The 17,696-nt window shown below is 55.3% G+C and carries 16 protein-coding genes and 1 other RNA gene; 3 read left to right on the forward strand and 14 right to left on the reverse strand.

The features are described 5' to 3' along the window. Nucleotides 1-7 precede the first annotated feature (7 nt). The 14 genes from LVD14_RS14425 to rnpB form a co-directional block, all read right to left on the reverse strand. Complete coding sequence (locus tag LVD14_RS14425) at nt 8-937, reverse strand: cell division protein FtsQ/DivIB (RefSeq protein WP_237134822.1); 930 nt, start codon at nt 935-937, stop codon at nt 8-10. After that, a complete protein-coding gene (locus tag LVD14_RS14430) occupies nt 934-1,845 on the reverse strand; it encodes a D-alanine--D-alanine ligase (RefSeq protein ID WP_237134823.1) in 912 nt (303 codons plus the stop codon). The genes LVD14_RS14425 and LVD14_RS14430 overlap by 4 nt, the downstream gene beginning before the upstream one ends. After that, the gene (gene murC, locus LVD14_RS14435; RefSeq protein ID WP_237134824.1) at nt 1,845-3,275 is read right to left on the reverse strand and encodes a UDP-N-acetylmuramate--L-alanine ligase; all 1,431 of its coding nucleotides are present in this window, start codon (nt 3,273-3,275) and stop codon (nt 1,845-1,847) included. The genes LVD14_RS14430 and murC overlap by 1 nt, the downstream gene beginning before the upstream one ends. After that, entirely contained in the window at nt 3,268-4,356 is a 1,089-nt protein-coding gene (murG, locus tag LVD14_RS14440) for an undecaprenyldiphospho-muramoylpentapeptide beta-N-acetylglucosaminyltransferase (RefSeq protein WP_237134825.1), read from the reverse strand. The genes murC and murG overlap by 8 nt, the downstream gene beginning before the upstream one ends. Beyond that, a complete protein-coding gene (gene ftsW, locus LVD14_RS14445) occupies nt 4,353-5,543 on the reverse strand; it encodes a putative lipid II flippase FtsW (protein WP_237134826.1) in 1,191 nt (396 codons plus the stop codon). Before ftsW ends, murG begins: the two co-directional genes overlap by 4 nt. Then, nucleotides 5,540-6,910 (reverse strand): UDP-N-acetylmuramoyl-L-alanine--D-glutamate ligase, encoded by a 1,371-nt coding sequence (murD, locus tag LVD14_RS14450; RefSeq protein WP_237134827.1) that lies wholly within the window; start codon nt 6,908-6,910, stop codon nt 5,540-5,542. The genes ftsW and murD overlap by 4 nt, the downstream gene beginning before the upstream one ends. A gap of 12 nt (nt 6,911-6,922) precedes the next feature. Further along, the gene (mraY, locus tag LVD14_RS14455; protein ID WP_237134828.1) at nt 6,923-8,005 is read right to left on the reverse strand and encodes a phospho-N-acetylmuramoyl-pentapeptide-transferase; all 1,083 of its coding nucleotides are present in this window, start codon (nt 8,003-8,005) and stop codon (nt 6,923-6,925) included. Then, a complete protein-coding gene (locus LVD14_RS14460) occupies nt 8,005-9,390 on the reverse strand; it encodes a UDP-N-acetylmuramoyl-tripeptide--D-alanyl-D-alanine ligase (protein ID WP_237134829.1) in 1,386 nt (461 codons plus the stop codon). Before LVD14_RS14460 ends, mraY begins: the two co-directional genes overlap by 1 nt. Then, nucleotides 9,387-10,940: a UDP-N-acetylmuramoyl-L-alanyl-D-glutamate--2,6-diaminopimelate ligase gene (locus tag LVD14_RS14465; RefSeq protein ID WP_237134830.1), complete on the reverse strand. Its 1,554-nt coding sequence runs from the start codon at nt 10,938-10,940 to the stop codon at nt 9,387-9,389. The genes LVD14_RS14460 and LVD14_RS14465 overlap by 4 nt, the downstream gene beginning before the upstream one ends. Before the next feature lie 4 nt (nt 10,941-10,944). Beyond that, entirely contained in the window at nt 10,945-12,672 is a 1,728-nt protein-coding gene (locus tag LVD14_RS14470) for a peptidoglycan D,D-transpeptidase FtsI family protein (protein ID WP_237134831.1), read from the reverse strand. Continuing rightward, the gene (ftsL, locus tag LVD14_RS14475; protein ID WP_237134832.1) at nt 12,665-13,033 is read right to left on the reverse strand and encodes a cell division protein FtsL; all 369 of its coding nucleotides are present in this window, start codon (nt 13,031-13,033) and stop codon (nt 12,665-12,667) included. The genes LVD14_RS14470 and ftsL overlap by 8 nt, the downstream gene beginning before the upstream one ends. Nucleotides 13,034-13,076: 43 nt before the next feature. Further along, nucleotides 13,077-14,012, reverse strand: a complete 936-nt coding sequence (gene rsmH, locus LVD14_RS14480; protein WP_237134833.1) for a 16S rRNA (cytosine(1402)-N(4))-methyltransferase RsmH — start codon at nt 14,010-14,012, stop codon at nt 13,077-13,079. 35 nt (nt 14,013-14,047) lie between these two features. Beyond that, nucleotides 14,048-14,503 (reverse strand): division/cell wall cluster transcriptional repressor MraZ, encoded by a 456-nt coding sequence (gene mraZ, locus LVD14_RS14485; RefSeq protein WP_237134834.1) that lies wholly within the window; start codon nt 14,501-14,503, stop codon nt 14,048-14,050. A gap of 368 nt (nt 14,504-14,871) precedes the next feature. Next, nucleotides 14,872-15,261, reverse strand: an RNA gene (rnpB, locus tag LVD14_RS14490) — RNase P RNA component class A. A 131-nt stretch (nt 15,262-15,392) separates the two neighbouring features. On the opposite strand from rnpB, the gene LVD14_RS14495 reads away from it, so the two are divergent. From LVD14_RS14495 to LVD14_RS14505, 3 genes are all read left to right on the forward strand, one after another. Next, nucleotides 15,393-17,063, forward strand: a complete 1,671-nt coding sequence (locus tag LVD14_RS14495) for a YdbH domain-containing protein (RefSeq protein ID WP_237134835.1) — start codon at nt 15,393-15,395, stop codon at nt 17,061-17,063. Nucleotides 17,064-17,113: 50 nt separating this feature from the next. Further along, nucleotides 17,114-17,296 carry a YnbE family lipoprotein gene (locus tag LVD14_RS14500; RefSeq protein WP_237135000.1) on the forward strand — a complete coding sequence of 61 codons (183 nt, stop codon included), beginning with the start codon at nt 17,114-17,116 and terminating at the stop codon, nt 17,294-17,296. 88 nt (nt 17,297-17,384) lie between these two features. Then, nucleotides 17,385-17,693, forward strand: coding sequence for a YdbL family protein (locus LVD14_RS14505; RefSeq protein WP_237134836.1), 309 nt, complete (start codon nt 17,385-17,387; stop codon nt 17,691-17,693). Nucleotides 17,694-17,696: the final 3 nt, after the last annotated feature.

Here is a 17,696-nt window from a genome sequence, read left to right on the forward strand (position 1 = left end):
TACCTGCCTATCGGCTCGCCACGGTATCGGTGGGTGCCGAGCGTTTACTTACTGAAAATCCATTGTTGTACCGCAAGTCGACAATGTCGGCTGCGGCTATTTCTGCAGCCATGCCCCGATTATGAATTGAGACAAATCGTGCCAGCCGCTCATCTGCCTGAGCTCTACCCAGCTTCAGCGTCAGGCCGTCGGCAGTTTCTATCTGCCAGGACCCGCGCTCGTCCAGTGCAACAGCCTCTACACTCATTCCAATACCCGCCAACATGTCCGCATACTGGCGGTAGCGCTGCAAAACCTGAGACTCCATACCCTGCGGACCCGACAGCCCCGGCAACTCAGATTCTCCGCCGCGCCACGGCGCACTGAATATTTCACCTTCGATATTCAGAAGGTCACTTTCACCCCAGCGCGCAATTCCCTGCTCCTCTTCGAGTCGAATTACCAGCGCGTCCGGCCAGACCCGACGAACGCTGGCATGATGTATCCAGGGATTCTGCTCAAGCTCCTGCTTCAAATCCTGAACATCCACCCCCAGAAATCCGGACTCGGTGTATCGTGCAAGCAGGCTTCGCACCTCCTGCTCGGTAACGTTTGTCAGTGGCGACTCCATTCGCACGGTATTGATCGTTCTGTTTATGACAGGGCGATCAAACTCCGGCATGTTGATCACCGGAATATTCAAATCAGGCACAAGTGCGGCGTACTCCGCCACGGTATCGGAGATGATGCCCCGATAGTGGTTGGCCAGCACCACAGCCAAGCCCAGAAGCGCCAGAGCCAGCAACCACCATGGTTTGCGACGCTTCACATCATCAGCCGACACCTCTGCAGAGGCTCCTCTGGCTGCACTCTCTGCCCGAATTGGCGCAAAGTCCTGCGGCACGTCAGCACTGGCTGAGTATGCAGAAAATGATGTTGATCGACGATTTCCGGTCACAGACTAGTCTCCAGAATTCGAACTACCAGTTGCTCAAAACTGAGCCCGTTTGTCTTGGCGGACAGTGGCACGAGACTATGGTCTGTCATACCTGGGACTGTGTTCAGCTCCAGCAGCCAGAAGTTCTCGTCGCCGTCCTGCATGACATCAACGCGTCCCCAACCATTAGCGCCAAGCACCTCGAAAGCTCTCAGACAAAGTCGTGCCAGCTCATCGCTTTTTTCATCGCTCAGCGGCGCTGGGCAGCGATACTTTGTATCGTTGGACTTGTACTTGGCGTCGTAGTCGTAGAATTCGTGATGAGTGGACATTTCGATCGCCGGGAACACCTCACCACGAATAATCGGGACGGTAAACTCTCTGCCACGGATACGCTGTTCTGCCATGACTTCAGTGTCAAAACCACGGGCTTTATCGAAAGCAGCTTTCAGCGCGCCGGCATCGGCGACCATGGACATTCCTATACTGGAGCCTTCATGTGAGGGCTTCACCACCAGCTCTCCAAAACTGTCCACCAGTCCCTGCCAGTCAGTTGCCTCATCAAGGACGGCACTGGCTGGCGTTGGCAGACCACTGTGCTGCCAGATCCATTTGGTTTTGACTTTGTCCATTGCCAGCGCAGATGCCAGTACACCACTGCCTGTATACGGGATACCCATCAGATCGAGCATGCCCTGAAGCTTTCCGTCTTCACCTCCGCGGCCATGCAGAATATTGAATACACGGTCGATCTTTTTATCCAGCAGCTGAGCAGGCAGGCTGTCATCGACGTCAATGCCGATTGCGTCGACGCCAGCGCGCACCAGGCCATCAAGCACAGCACGACCACTGAGAAGAGAAATTTCCCTTTCCGCCGACTTGCCGCCCATCAGGACTGCCACTTTGCCAAAACGACTCATATCACTCATTACATCAACCCTTGCTCGGCCAGAGCCCTGGCCAGTGCACCGACACTGCCAGCGCCCTGTGTAATCACAACATCACCGTCTTTGACGATATCTTTAAGAACGTCCCGGACACTGCCCTCGCTTTTGACGAACACCGGGTCAATCTTGCCCCGCATCCGAATGCTGCGACACAGGCTGCGCGAATCAGCGCCCGGAATTGCCTCTTCACCAGCCGAGTAAACATCGAGCATCAACAACACGTCGACCTCTGACAGCACGGTAACAAAGTCCTCGTAAAGGTCTTTGGTCCGTGTGTATCTGTGTGGCTGATAGATCATCACGATACGCGCCTGCGACCAGCCAGCCCGCAGTGCTGCAATGGTCGCTGCGACTTCGCTTGGGTGATGACCGTAGTCATCCAGCAACATCACTTTGCCACCACCGGCAATCTCGAACTCGCCTTGAATGTCGAAGCGCCGCCCGACACCCTGGAAGGTAGCCAGGCCGGAGCAGATCGACTCGTCGTCGACACCTTCATCAGTCGCCACCGCAATCGCCGCGGCAGCATTCAGGGCATTGTGACGCCCGGGTATGGACATGCTGATTGGCAAGGCATCGTGACCATCGGGACGATGCACCACAAAGCGGGTGTGCTGCTTTTGCTGACTCCAGTCGGCAACGCGATAGTCCGCATCATCCGAGAACCCGTAGGTAATCACCGGGCGGGCGACACGCGGCAGAATTTCGCGCACTACCGGGTCATCAATACAGAGCACCGCCAGACCGTAAAAAGGCAGATTGTGAAGAAACTCAATAAAGTAACTTTTCAGCTTGTTGAAATCGCCGTCATAGGAACCCATGTGGTCGGCGTCTATATTTGTGACAACTGCCACCATAGGTTGCAGATGGAGGAATGACACATCGCTCTCATCAGCTTCACAGACCAGATACCGGCTTTCACCCAGCGCCGCATTCACGCCTGCGCTGTTCAGTCGGCCACCGATAACAAAGGTCGGCGCCAGATCAGCCTGCGCAAAGATGGAAGCGACCAGGCTGGTTGTAGTCGTTTTGCCATGAGTGCCGGCAATCGCCACGGCGTGACGATACCGCATCAGTTCAGCGAGCATTTCTGCACGCGGGATAATTGGTTTGCCGTTCTGCTTGGCTGCTACGAGCTCGGGGTTCTCCTTGTTGACAGCACTGGAGTAAACAACCACATCGGCATCTTTGACATTGCTGCTGGTGTGACCGATAAAAATGGTCGCTCCCAGTTGATCAAGGCGATCCGTGACAGCTGATGACTTGATATCGGAGCCACTGATCCGATAACCCTGGTTCAGCAGCACCTCAGCGATACCACACATGCCGGCACCACCAATACCAACAAAGTGGATGGTCTTGATACGCCGCATCTCAGGAACCTGGTAATAACGCGAGCGATGACTATCCATGACAGACCTCCTTACAAATCGAAGCAACATGCTGGCTTGCATCAGGCATAGCCGCACGTCGCGCAGCAACTGCCATTTCCGCCAGACGGGCAGGCTCCGCCAGAAACTCGCGGCAAAGCGCCACTAACATGTCAACATTCAAATCTTTCTGCTGGTACATAACGGCAGCGCCCGCTTCAACCAGATGCTTTGCATTGGCTGTCTGATGATCATCAATCGCATGCGGGAACGGCACCAACACCGAAGGCAGGCCAGCGATAGCAAGCTCGGCCAGGGTGCCGGCGCCAGCGCGGCAGACTACCAGGTCTGCCCATTGCAGCACTTCACCCATATCATCAATGAATGGCATCAGGCGGACCCTATCAGATCCGGAAAGTCCGGCACTGGCGTACGCCTGCTCGGTTTCCACAAATTTCTGTTTGCCGCACTGATGCCAGACTTTTATATTGGCATCGGCTGTACGCGACACAAACTCGACCATCACCGAGTTCAACCAGGCGGCGCCCAGACTGCCACCCAACACCAGCAACCTCAGCTCACGCTGACCGTCGTACTGGTCGGTACTGACCGACATCCTGGCGATGTCGGCGCGTACAGGATTCCCGGTGCATATCGTCTTGCTGCTGCCCGGGAATGTTCCGCGGAATGACTCAAGCACCCTTTTCGCGAATGGTACGAGCAGTCGGTTGGTAGTCCCGGCAATCGCATTTTGCTCATGAATGATCAGCGGCGTACGCGTCAACCAGGCCGCCACACCACCAGGACCGGCAACATAGCCGCCAAACCCGATAACGCAGCAGGGACGATAACTACGCAGCAATCGAACAGCACGCCACACGGAACTCATCAGCATAAAAGGAGCCTTGAGCATCGACAGGCGACTTTTGCCACGCAGACCACTGACTGGCAGTTTATGAAGTTGCACGTCAGTTCCTGACAGCACATCATTTTCCATGCCGGCTGGCGTGCCGAGCCAGTGCACCTGGTACTGCTCGGCCTGAAGAATTCTGGCCACAGCCAGTGCTGGAAAAATGTGACCGCCGGTGCCGGCTGCCATGATCAGAACAGATGGGTGCGTCATGCAGCATCCTCCTGTTCAATTACAGAACTGCCATTTGTCAGCTCATAGTCGATGCGCATCAGCACCCCGATCATAAAAAAGCTGATCAACAGGCTGTTGCCACCATAACTGAGGAATGGCAGCGTAAGCCCCTTGGTTGGCAGCAGACCGGTATTCACCCCAAAATTGATAAACACCTGTGTCGCAAAAATCATGGCCAGACCGTATGCCACATACGCATTGAAATAATTCTGTTGCGCCTCGGCAGCGCGGCCTACCCGGAATGCGGTCAGAATGAGCACGCAGAACAGCGACAGCACGACCAGAACACCCGCCAGTCCCAGCTCCTCGGCTAGAATGGACAACACGAAGTCGGTGTGCGCTTCCGGCAGGAAATACAGCTTCTGAATACTGCTACCAAGTCCAACCCCAAACCACTCACCACGTCCGAAGGCAATCAATGCCTGAGTCAGCTGATATCCCTCGCCATATACATACTCGGCCGCCCATGGATTGAGGAACGAGGTCAGGCGATTGATGACGTAAGGTTTGCTGATCGCCAGCCAGGCAAATGCTGCAAAGCACAGCATCACCAGGAACATGAATCTGTGCAGTTTGGCGCCCGCCAGGAAAAGCAGTGTGAACGTCGTGGCCATCAGAATGACCATTGCGCCGTGATCAGGTTCGAAGTGCAGCAAGACAACTGCGCCACCCATGATGACCATCGGCTTTAGAAATCCAGACCAGCTCAGCTGCACTTCCTCCCGGCGACGGGAAAGAAAGGCTGCCATAAAAAAGACCATAAATACTTTGGTCATCTCCGACGGCTGCAGACGATAGAACCCCAGGTCGAGCCAACGTGCGCTGCCGTTGACGACAGTACCCACGCCCGGAATCAGCACCAGAATCAACAACAGGATGGCTACCGCCAGAAGCGGCGCGCTCGCCTGGTACCAGAGCCGCATCGGTATTTTTAACGCCACAGCCACCAGGCCAAGACCCACGACAATAAAAAACACCTGGCGCTTGAAGAAATACAGAGGGTCACCCATCTGACTGTTGCCTATTTCCATCGAGGCTGAAGTCATCATGACCAGGCCAATGCCGGTCAGCATCAACATCATCAACAGCATTGTGTTGACAGGTTGTGCCGGCTCTCTGGCAGCGACCCGAACGGCACCGCGGCTTCTTGTCATCAGCGTACTCATGACAGCGCCTCCACAGCGGCCGCAAATACCCGGCCACGATGTGCAAAGTCTTTGAACATGTCATAGCTGGCGCAGGCTGGCGACAGCAGCACAGCATCCCCACTATTGGCACTTTCAGCGGCTTCAGCAACTGCTTCTTCCATACTCGATGCACGCATGATGTCGACGGCACTGCCGATCACGCTTGCCAGCTTGTCCGCGTCTTTGCCAATGAGGATGACTCGCTTGACGAAACGATCCAGTGACGGCAGCAGGGGAGAAAAGTCCTGGTCCTTGCCGATACCGCCCGCGATCAGTACCAACTCACCGCGTGTTCGTTCGGCGATTGCCTGAATCGCCACAAGGGTGGCACCCACATTGGTTCCCTTGGAGTCATTGTAGTAATCGACCCCGCGCAGGGAGCGGACCAACTGGCAGCGGTGCGGCAGCCCGGCAAACTCGCGCAGGGTCGCGATCATGGCGGATTCCGGTATTCCGGCAGCAAAGCCAAGGCAGTAGGCAGCCATCACATTGGCCAGGTTATGTCGCCCTACCAGACGCACATCACGTGCCGGCATGACGAGATGTTCGCCCATCGCAAGCCATGGCTCGCGCTCATGCATGGTGATACCCATCTGCTGTTCAGCGGGCTCACTGAAACCATAAGTGAATCGACGACTGAACTGCGTCTCACCTTCGGGCTCGCTTGCCGCGTCATCGGTGTTGACCACGACCTGGTGGCAGCCACGGTAGATCCGCTGTTTTGCAGCTTTATATTCGTCCATGCTTTCGTAGCGATCCATGTGGTCTTCACTCAAATTGAGTATGGTCGCTACTTCCGCGCGAAGATTCTGTGTGGTTTCCAGCTGAAAACTTGACAACTCAAGGACATAGAGATCACGCGGGCCCAGTCGCAGCAGATCAAGCGCGGGCATGCTGGCCCTGCCATCCAGATTGCCGCCTACTCCCACTTCCATACCGGCTGCGCGAGCCATCTCTGCAAGCAATGTTACGACCGTGCTCTTGCCGTTAGAGCCCGTTACAGCAACTACCGGCGCTGTCGCCTGGCGGCTGAAAATATCGATATCACCAGTAACGGGCACTCCAGCTGCAATAGCAGCGGCGATCTCTGGTGTTTTCAGGCCGACACCTGGACTCAATACAATCTCTTCAGCATTCAGCAACAGCTGCTGATCAAAATTTCCAAGACTGACTTCAGCAAATGGAAACTCGACTTCGAATTCGGGCAGGCAGGGAGGGCTGAAGCGATTGTCGACAACACGAAAGGCCTGACCAGTGGAGTGAAAGTAACGCGCACAGGACAGCCCAGTCTTGCCCAGACCGACGATGACCTTGTACTTTTCCACCTGAGCTGATGTCACTGCCATGACCTCTTGGCCTTACCTGAGTTTTAAAGTTGCCAGTCCGAACAGAACCAGCATGACTGTGATAATCCAGAACCGCACGATAACTCTCGGCTCTGGCCAGCCTTTCAATTCAAAATGGTGATGAATAGGCGCCATCCGGAACAGGCGTTTTCCGGTCATTTTGTAGGAAGCTACCTGCAGAATGACGGACACCGTTTCCATGACAAATATGCCGCCCATGATGAACAGAATGATCTCATGGCGCGCGATGACGGCCACGATGCCCAGTGCAGCGCCCAGCGCCAGAGCACCCACGTCACCCATAAACACCTGCGCTGGGTAGGTGTTGAACCAGAGGAATCCCAGACCGGCACCCAGCAGCGCCCCGCAGAATATGACCAGCTCACCAGAACCGGCAATAAACGGAATATGAAGATAAACAGAGAATTCCGCATGGCCCGCCAGGTAGGCAATAATGCCCAAAGCGCCGCCAACCATCACAGTCGGCAGAATTGCCAGTCCATCCAGTCCATCAGTCAGGTTGACTGCATTGCTGGAACCTACGATTACAAAATAGGTGATGACGACATACAACAGGCCTACGTCTATCGCGACATCCTTGAAGAACGGCACGATGTAGGCTGTCTGCACCGGGTCAGTGGCATTCAGATACAAATACAGCGCAGCCCCCAGGCCAGCCACCGATTGCCAGAAATACTTCCACTTGGCAGGCAGACCGCGCGAATTTTTGCGGATGACTTTTCTGTAATCATCGACCCAGCCAATGGCACCAAACATCAGGGTTACTGCCATCACGACCCAGACGTAATGATTGCGCAGATCTGCCCACATTAATGTGCTGAAGGCTATGCCAACCAGAATCAGCGCACCGCCCATGGTCGGCGTGCCAGCCTTGCTGAAATGACTCTCTGGACCATCAGTGCGCACCACCTGGCCAATCTGGTAACGGTTCAGCCTGCGGATCATTGCGGGCCCTACCAGCAGCGACACGATAAGCGCCGTGAGTATTCCCATAATGCCGCGCACTGTGATGTACTGCACCACTGCGAAGCCACTGTTGTACTGCATAAGATATTCGGCTAACAGTACCAGCATCAGTGCGGTCCTCCTGTTGTCAGCTGTGCCACAACGGCGTCCATCCCTGCGCTTCTGGAACCTTTCACCAGCACCACCATATCGTTGGCCATCGCCTCACGAGCGTAGACACAAAGCGATTCCTGACTGTCAAAATGATGCGCACCGTCCCCGAACGCCTGCGTCGCCAGACCGCTGAAGGCACCCACAGTCCATACCTGATTGACGCCATGCTCACGGGCATAACTACCGATCTCTGCATGCAGCATTTCTGCCTTGTCACCGAGTTCCGCCATGTCACCCATGATCACTACAGCCCGCCGCTGACTGGCATGACAAACATCTGCCAATACGTCTATGGCGGCTTTGAACGACGATGGACTGGCGTTATAGGAATCATCCAGCAGGCGGGCTCCCTGTACACCCATCAGTGGATAGAGTCGACCTGGCACGGGTTTAACGCATGCCAGCGTTTCTGCGACTTTTTCCAGACTGGCGCCGGCCTCAACCGCAAGCGCAGCAGCTGCAACAGCGTTTGCAACAATATGCCGACCCGGCATCGGTATGAAGCAATCCACCCATCCCTTGGGCGTAGTGAGCGTATAGCGTGATCCGTCGGCATCAGCCTGAATATTGAGCGCCTGATAATCAACCCTGGGTTTTTGCGGTTTGGCTATTGAAAACAGGCGAACCTGACGACCCGCTGCCATAGCGCGATCATACCAAGCCTCACAATTATCATCGTCAGCGTTGAGTATCACGGTGTGCGTTGATTTGCCGGAATCAATGATTTCACCCTTGGCCCGCACGACACCCTGCAGACTGCCGAAGCCCTCCAGATGTGTCTCAGCGGCGTTATTGATCAGCACAATGTGCGGATCAGTGATGCGGGCTGTCCACGCTATTTCGCCAGCGGCATTGGCACCCAGCTCAATCACAGCACGATCATGTCCCTTGTCCAGTCTCAGCAGGGTCAGTGGGGCACCTATCGTATTGTTCAGGTTTCCTTGGGTGACCAGCACATTGAACTCAGCCTTCAGAATTGCTCCGGTGAATTCCTTGACACTGGTCTTGCCCTGACTACCAGTCAATGCAATCACGGTCGCCCCGGACTTCTGTCTATTCAGGCTGCCAATGAAACCCAGTGCTTTCTCCGTGTTGTCGACCAGCAGTTGCGGCAGATCAACGCTCTGTCTGGCCGATACAACCACTGCGACAGCACCGCGATCGACAGCCTGCGGAACGAATCGGTGACCATCAAAACTTGCCCCGGTCAAGGCAATGAACAGCTCTCCAGTTTTCAGGGTACGCGAGTCTGTGCTGACGGCCGTGAAACTGACGTCTTCACCAATCAATTGGGCATCCATCTGCGTGGCGATGTCTGATAACCGAATGCTGCCAATCATGGCTGATTACCTTTAGTGTCTGTTGTATGCTGTGCGCGCTTCTGCAGGGCCAGTCGTACTTGCGCGGCATCACTGAATGCCATGCGCTGGCCTGCCACATCCTGATAACATTCGTGACCTTTTCCCGCGATCAATACCAGATCACCAGGTTTGGCCAGAGTAATTGCCAGGCTGATTGCTTTGCCCCTGTCCCGCTCGACACGAACACTATCCGGGTCAGAAAAGCCCAACATGATCTGCCGCACGATGTCGTCTGCATTTTCATTTCTGGGATTGTCATCAGTAACGATGATCTCGTCCGCCAACTCATCCGCCACTTCAGCCATCAGCGGCCGCTTGCCCTGATCACGATTGCCACCACAACCAAAAACACACCAGATCCGTCCATTGGCGTGCTGACGCATCGCCTCCAGGGCGGACTTCAGGCCGTCCGGCGTATGTGCGTAATCCACTACTGCAGAAACGCCTGCGGCACTGCCAATCAGTTCCATCCTTCCGTTCACTGGCTTCAAGGCTGCCACCTGCGCTGCCACCTGCTCCAGCGTAAATTCGCCTGACGCTGTCATCACCACCGTCAGTGCAGCCAGCACGTTACTGAAGTTGAATGCACCAAGCAGACTGCCGGAAATCTGAGCGCTGCCCCATGGAGTATGAACCCGGGCAGCAAAACCCTGAGGCGTAAAAGTCAGCGCTTCAGCGTAAACATCAGCGTGTCGATTTCCCAGGCTGTAAGTGATGCAGCGGGCCTGTCGTGGCATTGCGTTCAGCATCATCACCGCGTAGCTGTCATCCATGTTGACTACGCCGGCCTGCAAGCCTTCATACTCGAACAGTCGGCGCTTGGCCTCAGCGTATGCCTGCATACTGCCGTGATAATCCAGGTGGTCACGGGTAAGATTGGTAAACAGCGCGACGCGGAAAGATACACCTGTCACTCGATACTGGTGCAGGCCCTGCGATGAGACCTCCATCGCCACAAATCGGGCATTGGAACTGGCAAGATCAGCCAGCGCTGATTGCAGTGCAATCGCGTCCGGTGTTGTGTAACCGGTGTCGTGCAGCTTCGGATACACACCAAAACCAAGAGTGCCAACAACACCACAGCTGGCGTTAAGGCCCGTCAGAATCTGAGCTATAAACTGCGTACAGCTGGTTTTTCCATTGGTGCCGGTGACACCAACAACGGTGTACTTATCCGACGGATATCCATAAAAGCGCGCCGCCAGGCGGCCGAGCTGATAGCGCAGGCAGTCGATGGCGATGACTGGCACACCATCGATAGTCTGAATGCCCTGCCACTCGCCTCCAGCGTCGGCCAGTACGGCAACAGCACCGCGATCGATAGCCACCGGGATGTAGTCACGTGCATCGTGATTCTTGCCAAACAGGGCGACAAAAATGTGGCCTGGCTGGACGGCACGACTATCCTGAGTCAAGCCTTCCACATTGATCGACGCGAATGGAGCAAGCAGCGTTTCGTATGCTGGCAGCGTATCGCCGACCAGTTCACCCAGTGTTATCGATTTCATTGATTTCTGTAGAGTATTCATGACATCACCTGGCCGTCAGCGTCATGACATTGGATGAATCAATTTTGTCTGGACTTACTTCAAGAATTCTCATGGCGCCATTAGCGATCCGCGCAAAGACCGGCGCAGCCACCTGGCTACCGTAGCGTTGTGCACCCTGCGGTTCATTGATGATGATGACAACCACAATGCGCGGATCATCTGCTGGCACATAACCGGCAAACATCGAATTGTGCAGACTGGCATCGTAACCATTGGGCCCGACGACTCTGGCGGTACCGGTTTTACCGGCTACAGAGTAGAACGGTACAAGCGAGCTGTCGGAGCCACTGACTTCCGGGTCGACAACCGAGCGCAGCATGTCCTGAACCTGAGCGATCACATTGCGATCGATGACCTGCTGCCCGGCAATGGCTCCATCAACGTTATTGCCGTCTTTTAATACGGTAACCGGTCGCCGGACGCCGTCATTGGCAATAACCGAATATGCCTGCGCCAGTTGCAGTGCGGATGTGGAGATGCCGTAGCCGAATGACAGCGTGGCGACCTCTATGTCGTGCCAAATACGATGATCGGGCATCACACCCACGCGCTCACCGGGGAAGCCGCTGGCAGGGCTTTCGCCAAATCCGACACGCAGTAACACATCACGCAGCGGTTCATGGCCAAGCGCCAGTGCGATTTTGGCCGATGCGATATTGCTGGACTTGACCAGCATTTCTTCCAGTGTAATCTCACCAAAATTAAGACCACGGTCTTCCACCCAGTCGCGCCCTACACGCATGCGACCCGGGCTGGTATTGATCAGGGTGTTGCGGTCATACAGACCGGACTCCACCGCGGCCACAGCGGTAAATGTTTTCAGGGTCGATCCCGGTTCAAACAAATCCGTCACAGCACGGTTGCGCAAGGCGCCAAAATCCGTGATGGCGCCACGATTGTGTGGGTTGAATGACGGCTGATTGACCATGGCCAGAATTTCACCATTGCGGGCATCCAGAACAACTGCAGAAGCAGAACGCGCACGTCGGTAAATGTATTCCGCTTTGAGCTCACGATAGGCAAGATTCTGAAGTCGAAAATCCAGGCTGAGCTGCAATGTCTTTCCAGGCTGCGCCGGCTCGATTGTATTCAGCTCACTGATGATGCGGCCACGACGATCCTTGATCACCTGCCTGCGGCCAGGCACACCCTTGAGCCAGTCATCGTAGGCCAGCTCAATACCTTCCTGGCCGATATCATCAATATTACTGAACCCCAGGACATGAGCCGTGACCTCGCCCTGCGGATAGTAGCGCTGATACTCCTGTCTTGCGTAGACACCCGGAAGGTCCAGCGCCAGCACGGCCTCCGCCTCTGCTGGTGGCATTCGACGGCGAACGTACATGAACTCTCGTTCTGCATTGTCCATTACAGTAGCGACAAGGCTTTCTGCATCCATGCCGACCGCTTCTGCCAGACGCCGAATATCAGCTTCATCAGGGGAAAGTTCGCGCGGATTGGCCCAGATAGTGGATACCGGCGTGCTTATGGCAAGAGGCTCGCCGTTGCGATCGACGATCATCCCGCGGTGCGCGAGAATCGGCTCGGTGCGGATAGTACGGGCGTCGCCCTGCCCCTGCAGGAAATCGCCGTCCACCAGCAAAAGCGTGAACAACTTCCAGACAACTGCCAGCATGGCGACAGCCAGCGCTATCCAGACAAGCCAGATGCGCCAGGATTGAGTGATGCTTTTTTGTTCCGGATTACTCATCGCCCACCTCATTTAGCGAACGATCCTGAACAACCACAATCTGTGACCAGTCAGGCACCTTCATGCCCAACTGCTCCACGGCCACCTGCTCGATACGACTTTCCAGCGCGAAGGTACTTTGCTCGATCAGCAACTGCCCCCACTCCACATCAAGCTGGTTGTAGAGATCACGCTCCTCCTGCAATGCAAAGAAGACGGTCCGGGATTCAAACGTGTAGACAACAACCGCCAGCGCCGTCAATAAAACCGCTGTCGCCAGCCCCATCACCAGCAGATTGGCAGGCACAAACAGGCCCAGCCAGCGTTGCACTGGAGTAACCTTTTCTTGCCGGTTTGCTGTTTTTTGGTTTGCTGTTGTCATGACATCGTGTCTTTTATTTGGATTTCCTGTCTGTTTTTTTGTTTTAGTCGAGGCGCTCCGCAACTCGCAAAACAGCACTGCGGGCACGAGGATTAGCCTCGATCTCACGGGCTGTCGGTTTGACCGCACCCCCCACTTTCTTGAGTGTAGGGTTCAACGCGGACTGCGGTATCGGCAAACCGCGCGGGTAGTCATCGCCCTTGCTTTGCTTGTTTATAAACTGCTTCACCAACCGATCTTCCAGCGAGTGGAAACTGATGATTGCGAGCCGACCACCTGGACGAAGCATTGCCACCGCTTTCTCCAGCAGTAACTGCAATGACTCCAGCTCGCGATTGATATAGATCCGGATACCCTGAAAGGCGCGGGTCGCCGGATGCTTATGCTTTTCCCAGGCTGGATTGGCTTTCTTCACAATTTCTGCCAGCTGCAGCGTTCGCGTTATAGGCGCCAGGTCGCGCTGTTCAACAATTGCTCTGGCAATTCGCCGCGAATATCGCTCCTCGCCGAACTGATACATCACGTTGGCGATATCTTCCATTGGCGCTCGCGCCAGCCATTGCGCTGCGCTTTCTCCTTCATTTGGGTTCATGCGCATATCCAGCGGACCATCCTGCATAAAGCTGAAACCGCGCTCGGCGTCATCCAGCTGTGGGGACGACACACCCAGGTCCAGCAGAATTCCGGCCACATCTCCCTGCATACCAAGTTCACTGACCCAGTCGTCCATGTCAGAAAAAGTGCCCTGCCGGATGACAAAACGGGCGTCACTGGCAGCGAGATCCCTGCCGACCTCAATCGCTCGTGGATCTTTATCGATACCCAGTAATCGCCCGTTTTCATTAAGTCGTTCTAGAATCAGCCGCGAATGACCGCCACGCCCGAAAGTTCCATCTACATAAAATCCGGCGCAGTCTGTCACCAGTGCATCCACTGCCGGATGCAACAACACGGTTTCATGTACCTGCGCTGCAGTCATAGCACACCGCTCAGACATCATGTCCATCACACCAATCAGAGTGACAGACTAAGTAATTCCGACGGCAGCTCATCCTGTCCGGTATCACCGGAGAACCAGCTGTCCGCCTGCTCGTTCCAACGTTCTTCGCTCCAGATCTCAAACTTCATGCCCTGACCGACCAGCGCCACATGCTTATCCAGCTGCGCCCGGGCACGTAAAATCTGCGGTAGCAAAATCCGTCCACTACCATCCATTTCCACATCATGCGCGTGACCAATCAGCATTCGCTGAACCTGCCGACTGGCACGATCAAAGCTGGACAGACCCTCAACCTTCTGCTGAATGACATCCCACTCATCAATGGGATAAAGCAGCAGGCATTGACCCGAGAAATCCACAGTCGCCACCAGCCGGCCGGCGTACTTGTCAGACAATAGTTCGCGGTAGCGCGCTGGCATCGCCATACGCCCTTTAGCATCCAGGTTGATTGTATTCACACCTCTGAACACGCCGCTCGCTCCTGCCAGTCAGATCAGTCTAACGATCCAGGACCTGCAAAATTCCCCACTGAACCACACTTTGACCCACTAAACTCCACATTGCGACACTATATGCACACAAATAGCCCAGCGCAAGCACTATTTGTACTTTTTGGCGGCTAGAAGCGCCTGAAATTTCAAGGAAAAATGACTCGAAGCTGAAGTGGGAGAGCAGGTCTCAGCAAAAGAAACTTATTATCAAAAAGCTATAAAATTAACTTAAAGTAGATTGTGAGGAAGGCGTGTAACCAGGAGTTCCAAAAGTCAGCCAGAATTGGCCTTGGCCGGCATCTGCAGCCGCTCTACAGTGCTGTAGAACGGCCGCAAAAGCGGAAAAACAAACGAGTCAGCCGATAAGCCGGGTTCTGTCGGGGACAGTCATTCATCTGGGATCAGTATCACTACTGACCTCAAGCAGCCTACCCGAACCCAGTGCGAGCCACACCATTGGGTTCCTATTTGGCCTTGCTCCGAACGGGGTTTGCCGTGCCACGAACTGTTACCAGTCGCGCGGTGCGCTCTTACCGCACCCTTTCACCCTTACCGGCTCGACACCGAAGTGACGTACCGGCGGTCTACTCTCTGCTGCACTTTCCGTGGGCTTTCACCCCCCAGGCGTTACCTGGCGTTCTGCTCTGCGGAGCCCGGACTTTCCTCCACCGGCGGCCTCTGCGATCGATTGCACGATTGCAAAAGCGGATGACGGCAGCGACTGTCTGGCCAACTCGCAGCGCAGCTTAAGTGAGTCCCCTGGCAAACTCAAGCGGAATTAAAGGCAGAACCGCAATATGCATGTCATAGCCTTCGCGCCTCCCGCATGGCAAACTGAAATTCCAGGGGATGATCTTCGAGCACTGGCATGAACGACAGGGATATCCAGACACCAAAAACGACAGGGCGGACCACCCGCCGCTGGCTGATCCCGCTTTCAGGCACTTTGCTGCTACTTATTGCCGTCGGCGCTCTACTCCATCAATACCAGACTGAAATCGCCAACACTTTGTTGGACAGAGCGCTTCGCAACCAGCCGGCGCATATCACTGCAATGTCCGGACTGAACGCCGACACACAACACGCCACAATCGATAGCATAAGCGTGGTGCTGAGCGAGCCAGCAATTGAGATGACTCTTAATCAGGTTGAGCTGACCTACAGCTGGGCCAGCCTGATTGCGCGCCGCGTTGAGGCTGTCAGAATCGATGACATCCGGGTCACGCTTTTGCAAAGCGAAGACAGCCTGACTGAAGGCACCCTGCAAACTGGCCGCGTAAGTGTCGACTGTGCTCGCACTGGCATCTGTCAAATCGTTGCGAACGGTGGCGGCTCGGTCAATACCGAGATTCTATTGCCGGGCTCATCAGATCCGACCCCTCTGCGGTTCGGCTGGACACAACCGATCCGGGCAGCTTGGGTCAGCGCCAGCCAATTCACAGCCTCGCTTTCGCTGCAGGCCGACTCCCTGTCATTGCCCCCACTGCCATTGCAATCGATGCCCGTTCAGCTTGATCTGGCCGTTTCCCGAACCGGCGATGAACTGCGGATCGATGCAAGCGCCCATCTGCCGGCCGACCGAAGCCTGCAGATAAATGCCAGCCACGAAATAAGCACTGGCAGAGGTAGCGGCCAATTCACGACGGATGGATTTGTTTTCACCGAACTGTTTCCCCTGTCTGCTCTCGTTTCGCTGCCAGACGAAACCGATATCATTGCCGGTCAGCTGGCAGCACAGGCACAGTTAACGTGGCTCCGCCCGGCTGGAGGCGAATTTGAACTGCAGGGCCCGATCGATGTTCAGGCACAGAATCTCAGTGGTTATTTTGGCGATACCGTATTCACACGGCTGGGCGTTTACATGAAAGCAGAGCTGCTGCCTGACTGGCAGCTCCGCACCCGCGAGCCAGGTTCTGCAGCCCTTACCGCCGTTGATCCCGGTATTGAACTGGAGTATCTAAGCACCCGTTTTACGCTGGATACACGCAATTCCAGCGTGCAGTTGATACGCCCCCAGGCCACGGTTTTTGACGGCATCGTCAGCGCTGAACAGATCAACTGGCAGCCGGGCACGCCCGAGCACTTCGAGATTCAGCTGCAGCGTATCGATGTCGCCCGGATACTGGGCCTGAGTGCCTATCAACAGGTTCAGGCCACAGGCCGCCTGGATGGCCGCCTTCCAGTTGAACTGCTCAATACGACCGCTGTAATCAATGGCGGTAAGGTCACCTCAATTCCGCCTGGCGGCTCCATTCGCTATCGGGGCGGGCGATTCGGCGGCAGCAACCAGAATATGGAGCTGGTCAATCAGGCATTGCAGCGTTACGACTACAGCTCGCTGGATGCCACCATCAACTATTCTGCAACCGGCGACCTGAACCTGGACATCAGCCTGCAGGGCATCAGCCCGTTGCTCAACAACGGCCAACGTATTAATCTGAACCTGACCATAGCGGATAATGTTCCTGAACTATTAAGCAGCCTGCAGGCTGGGCGTTCCGTTCAGGATGCGCTAAGCGATCATCTGCAACGGAGGTAAATCTGAACATGGATATCAGCGCGATTACACGCCAGCTCGGCAATTTCCGGATGAGCCTGCTGATTGCGGGCACCGTATTGGGCGTGCCCGTGGCATGCACTCCGACAGTTCAGGTCGCTGCGCCCACAGAGCCGATCACGATAAACCTGAATGTCCGCATTGAACATGAGGTACGCGTGCGGGTTGATCGCGAACTCGATGATATTTTTTCCGAAGACAGCGATCTGTTCTGATAACTGCAGCTGCTGATCACACGTCTTTACTGGAGCCACAAATATGTATGCACGCCGACATTTGAAAATACTTGTGAAGCTGATACTGATGAGCTGTCTGCTAGCTGTAGGCAGCATCGCCAGCGCACAGACACTGGACCAGGCTAAAGCCGACGGTCTGATTGGCGAAAAAAGCGATGGTTATATCGGCTTTGTCGCCGAGCGCGTGTCGCCCGAACTGGTCTCGCTGGTTGAAAACGTCAATCGGCAACGGCGCGAACGTTACGAGCAAATCGCGCAACAGAACAACATTAGTGTCAATGAAGTCGCGCAGCTCGCTTACGCGCGCGCGGTGCAGGCGACACGGCCCGGTCATTATGTCGAAGATGCGAATGGGCAATGGGTGAAAAAGCCATAAGCA

Source organism: Pseudohongiella sp. O18 (assembly GCF_021729085.1).
Taxonomy (GTDB): Bacteria; Pseudomonadota; Gammaproteobacteria; order Pseudomonadales; family Pseudohongiellaceae; genus Pseudohongiella.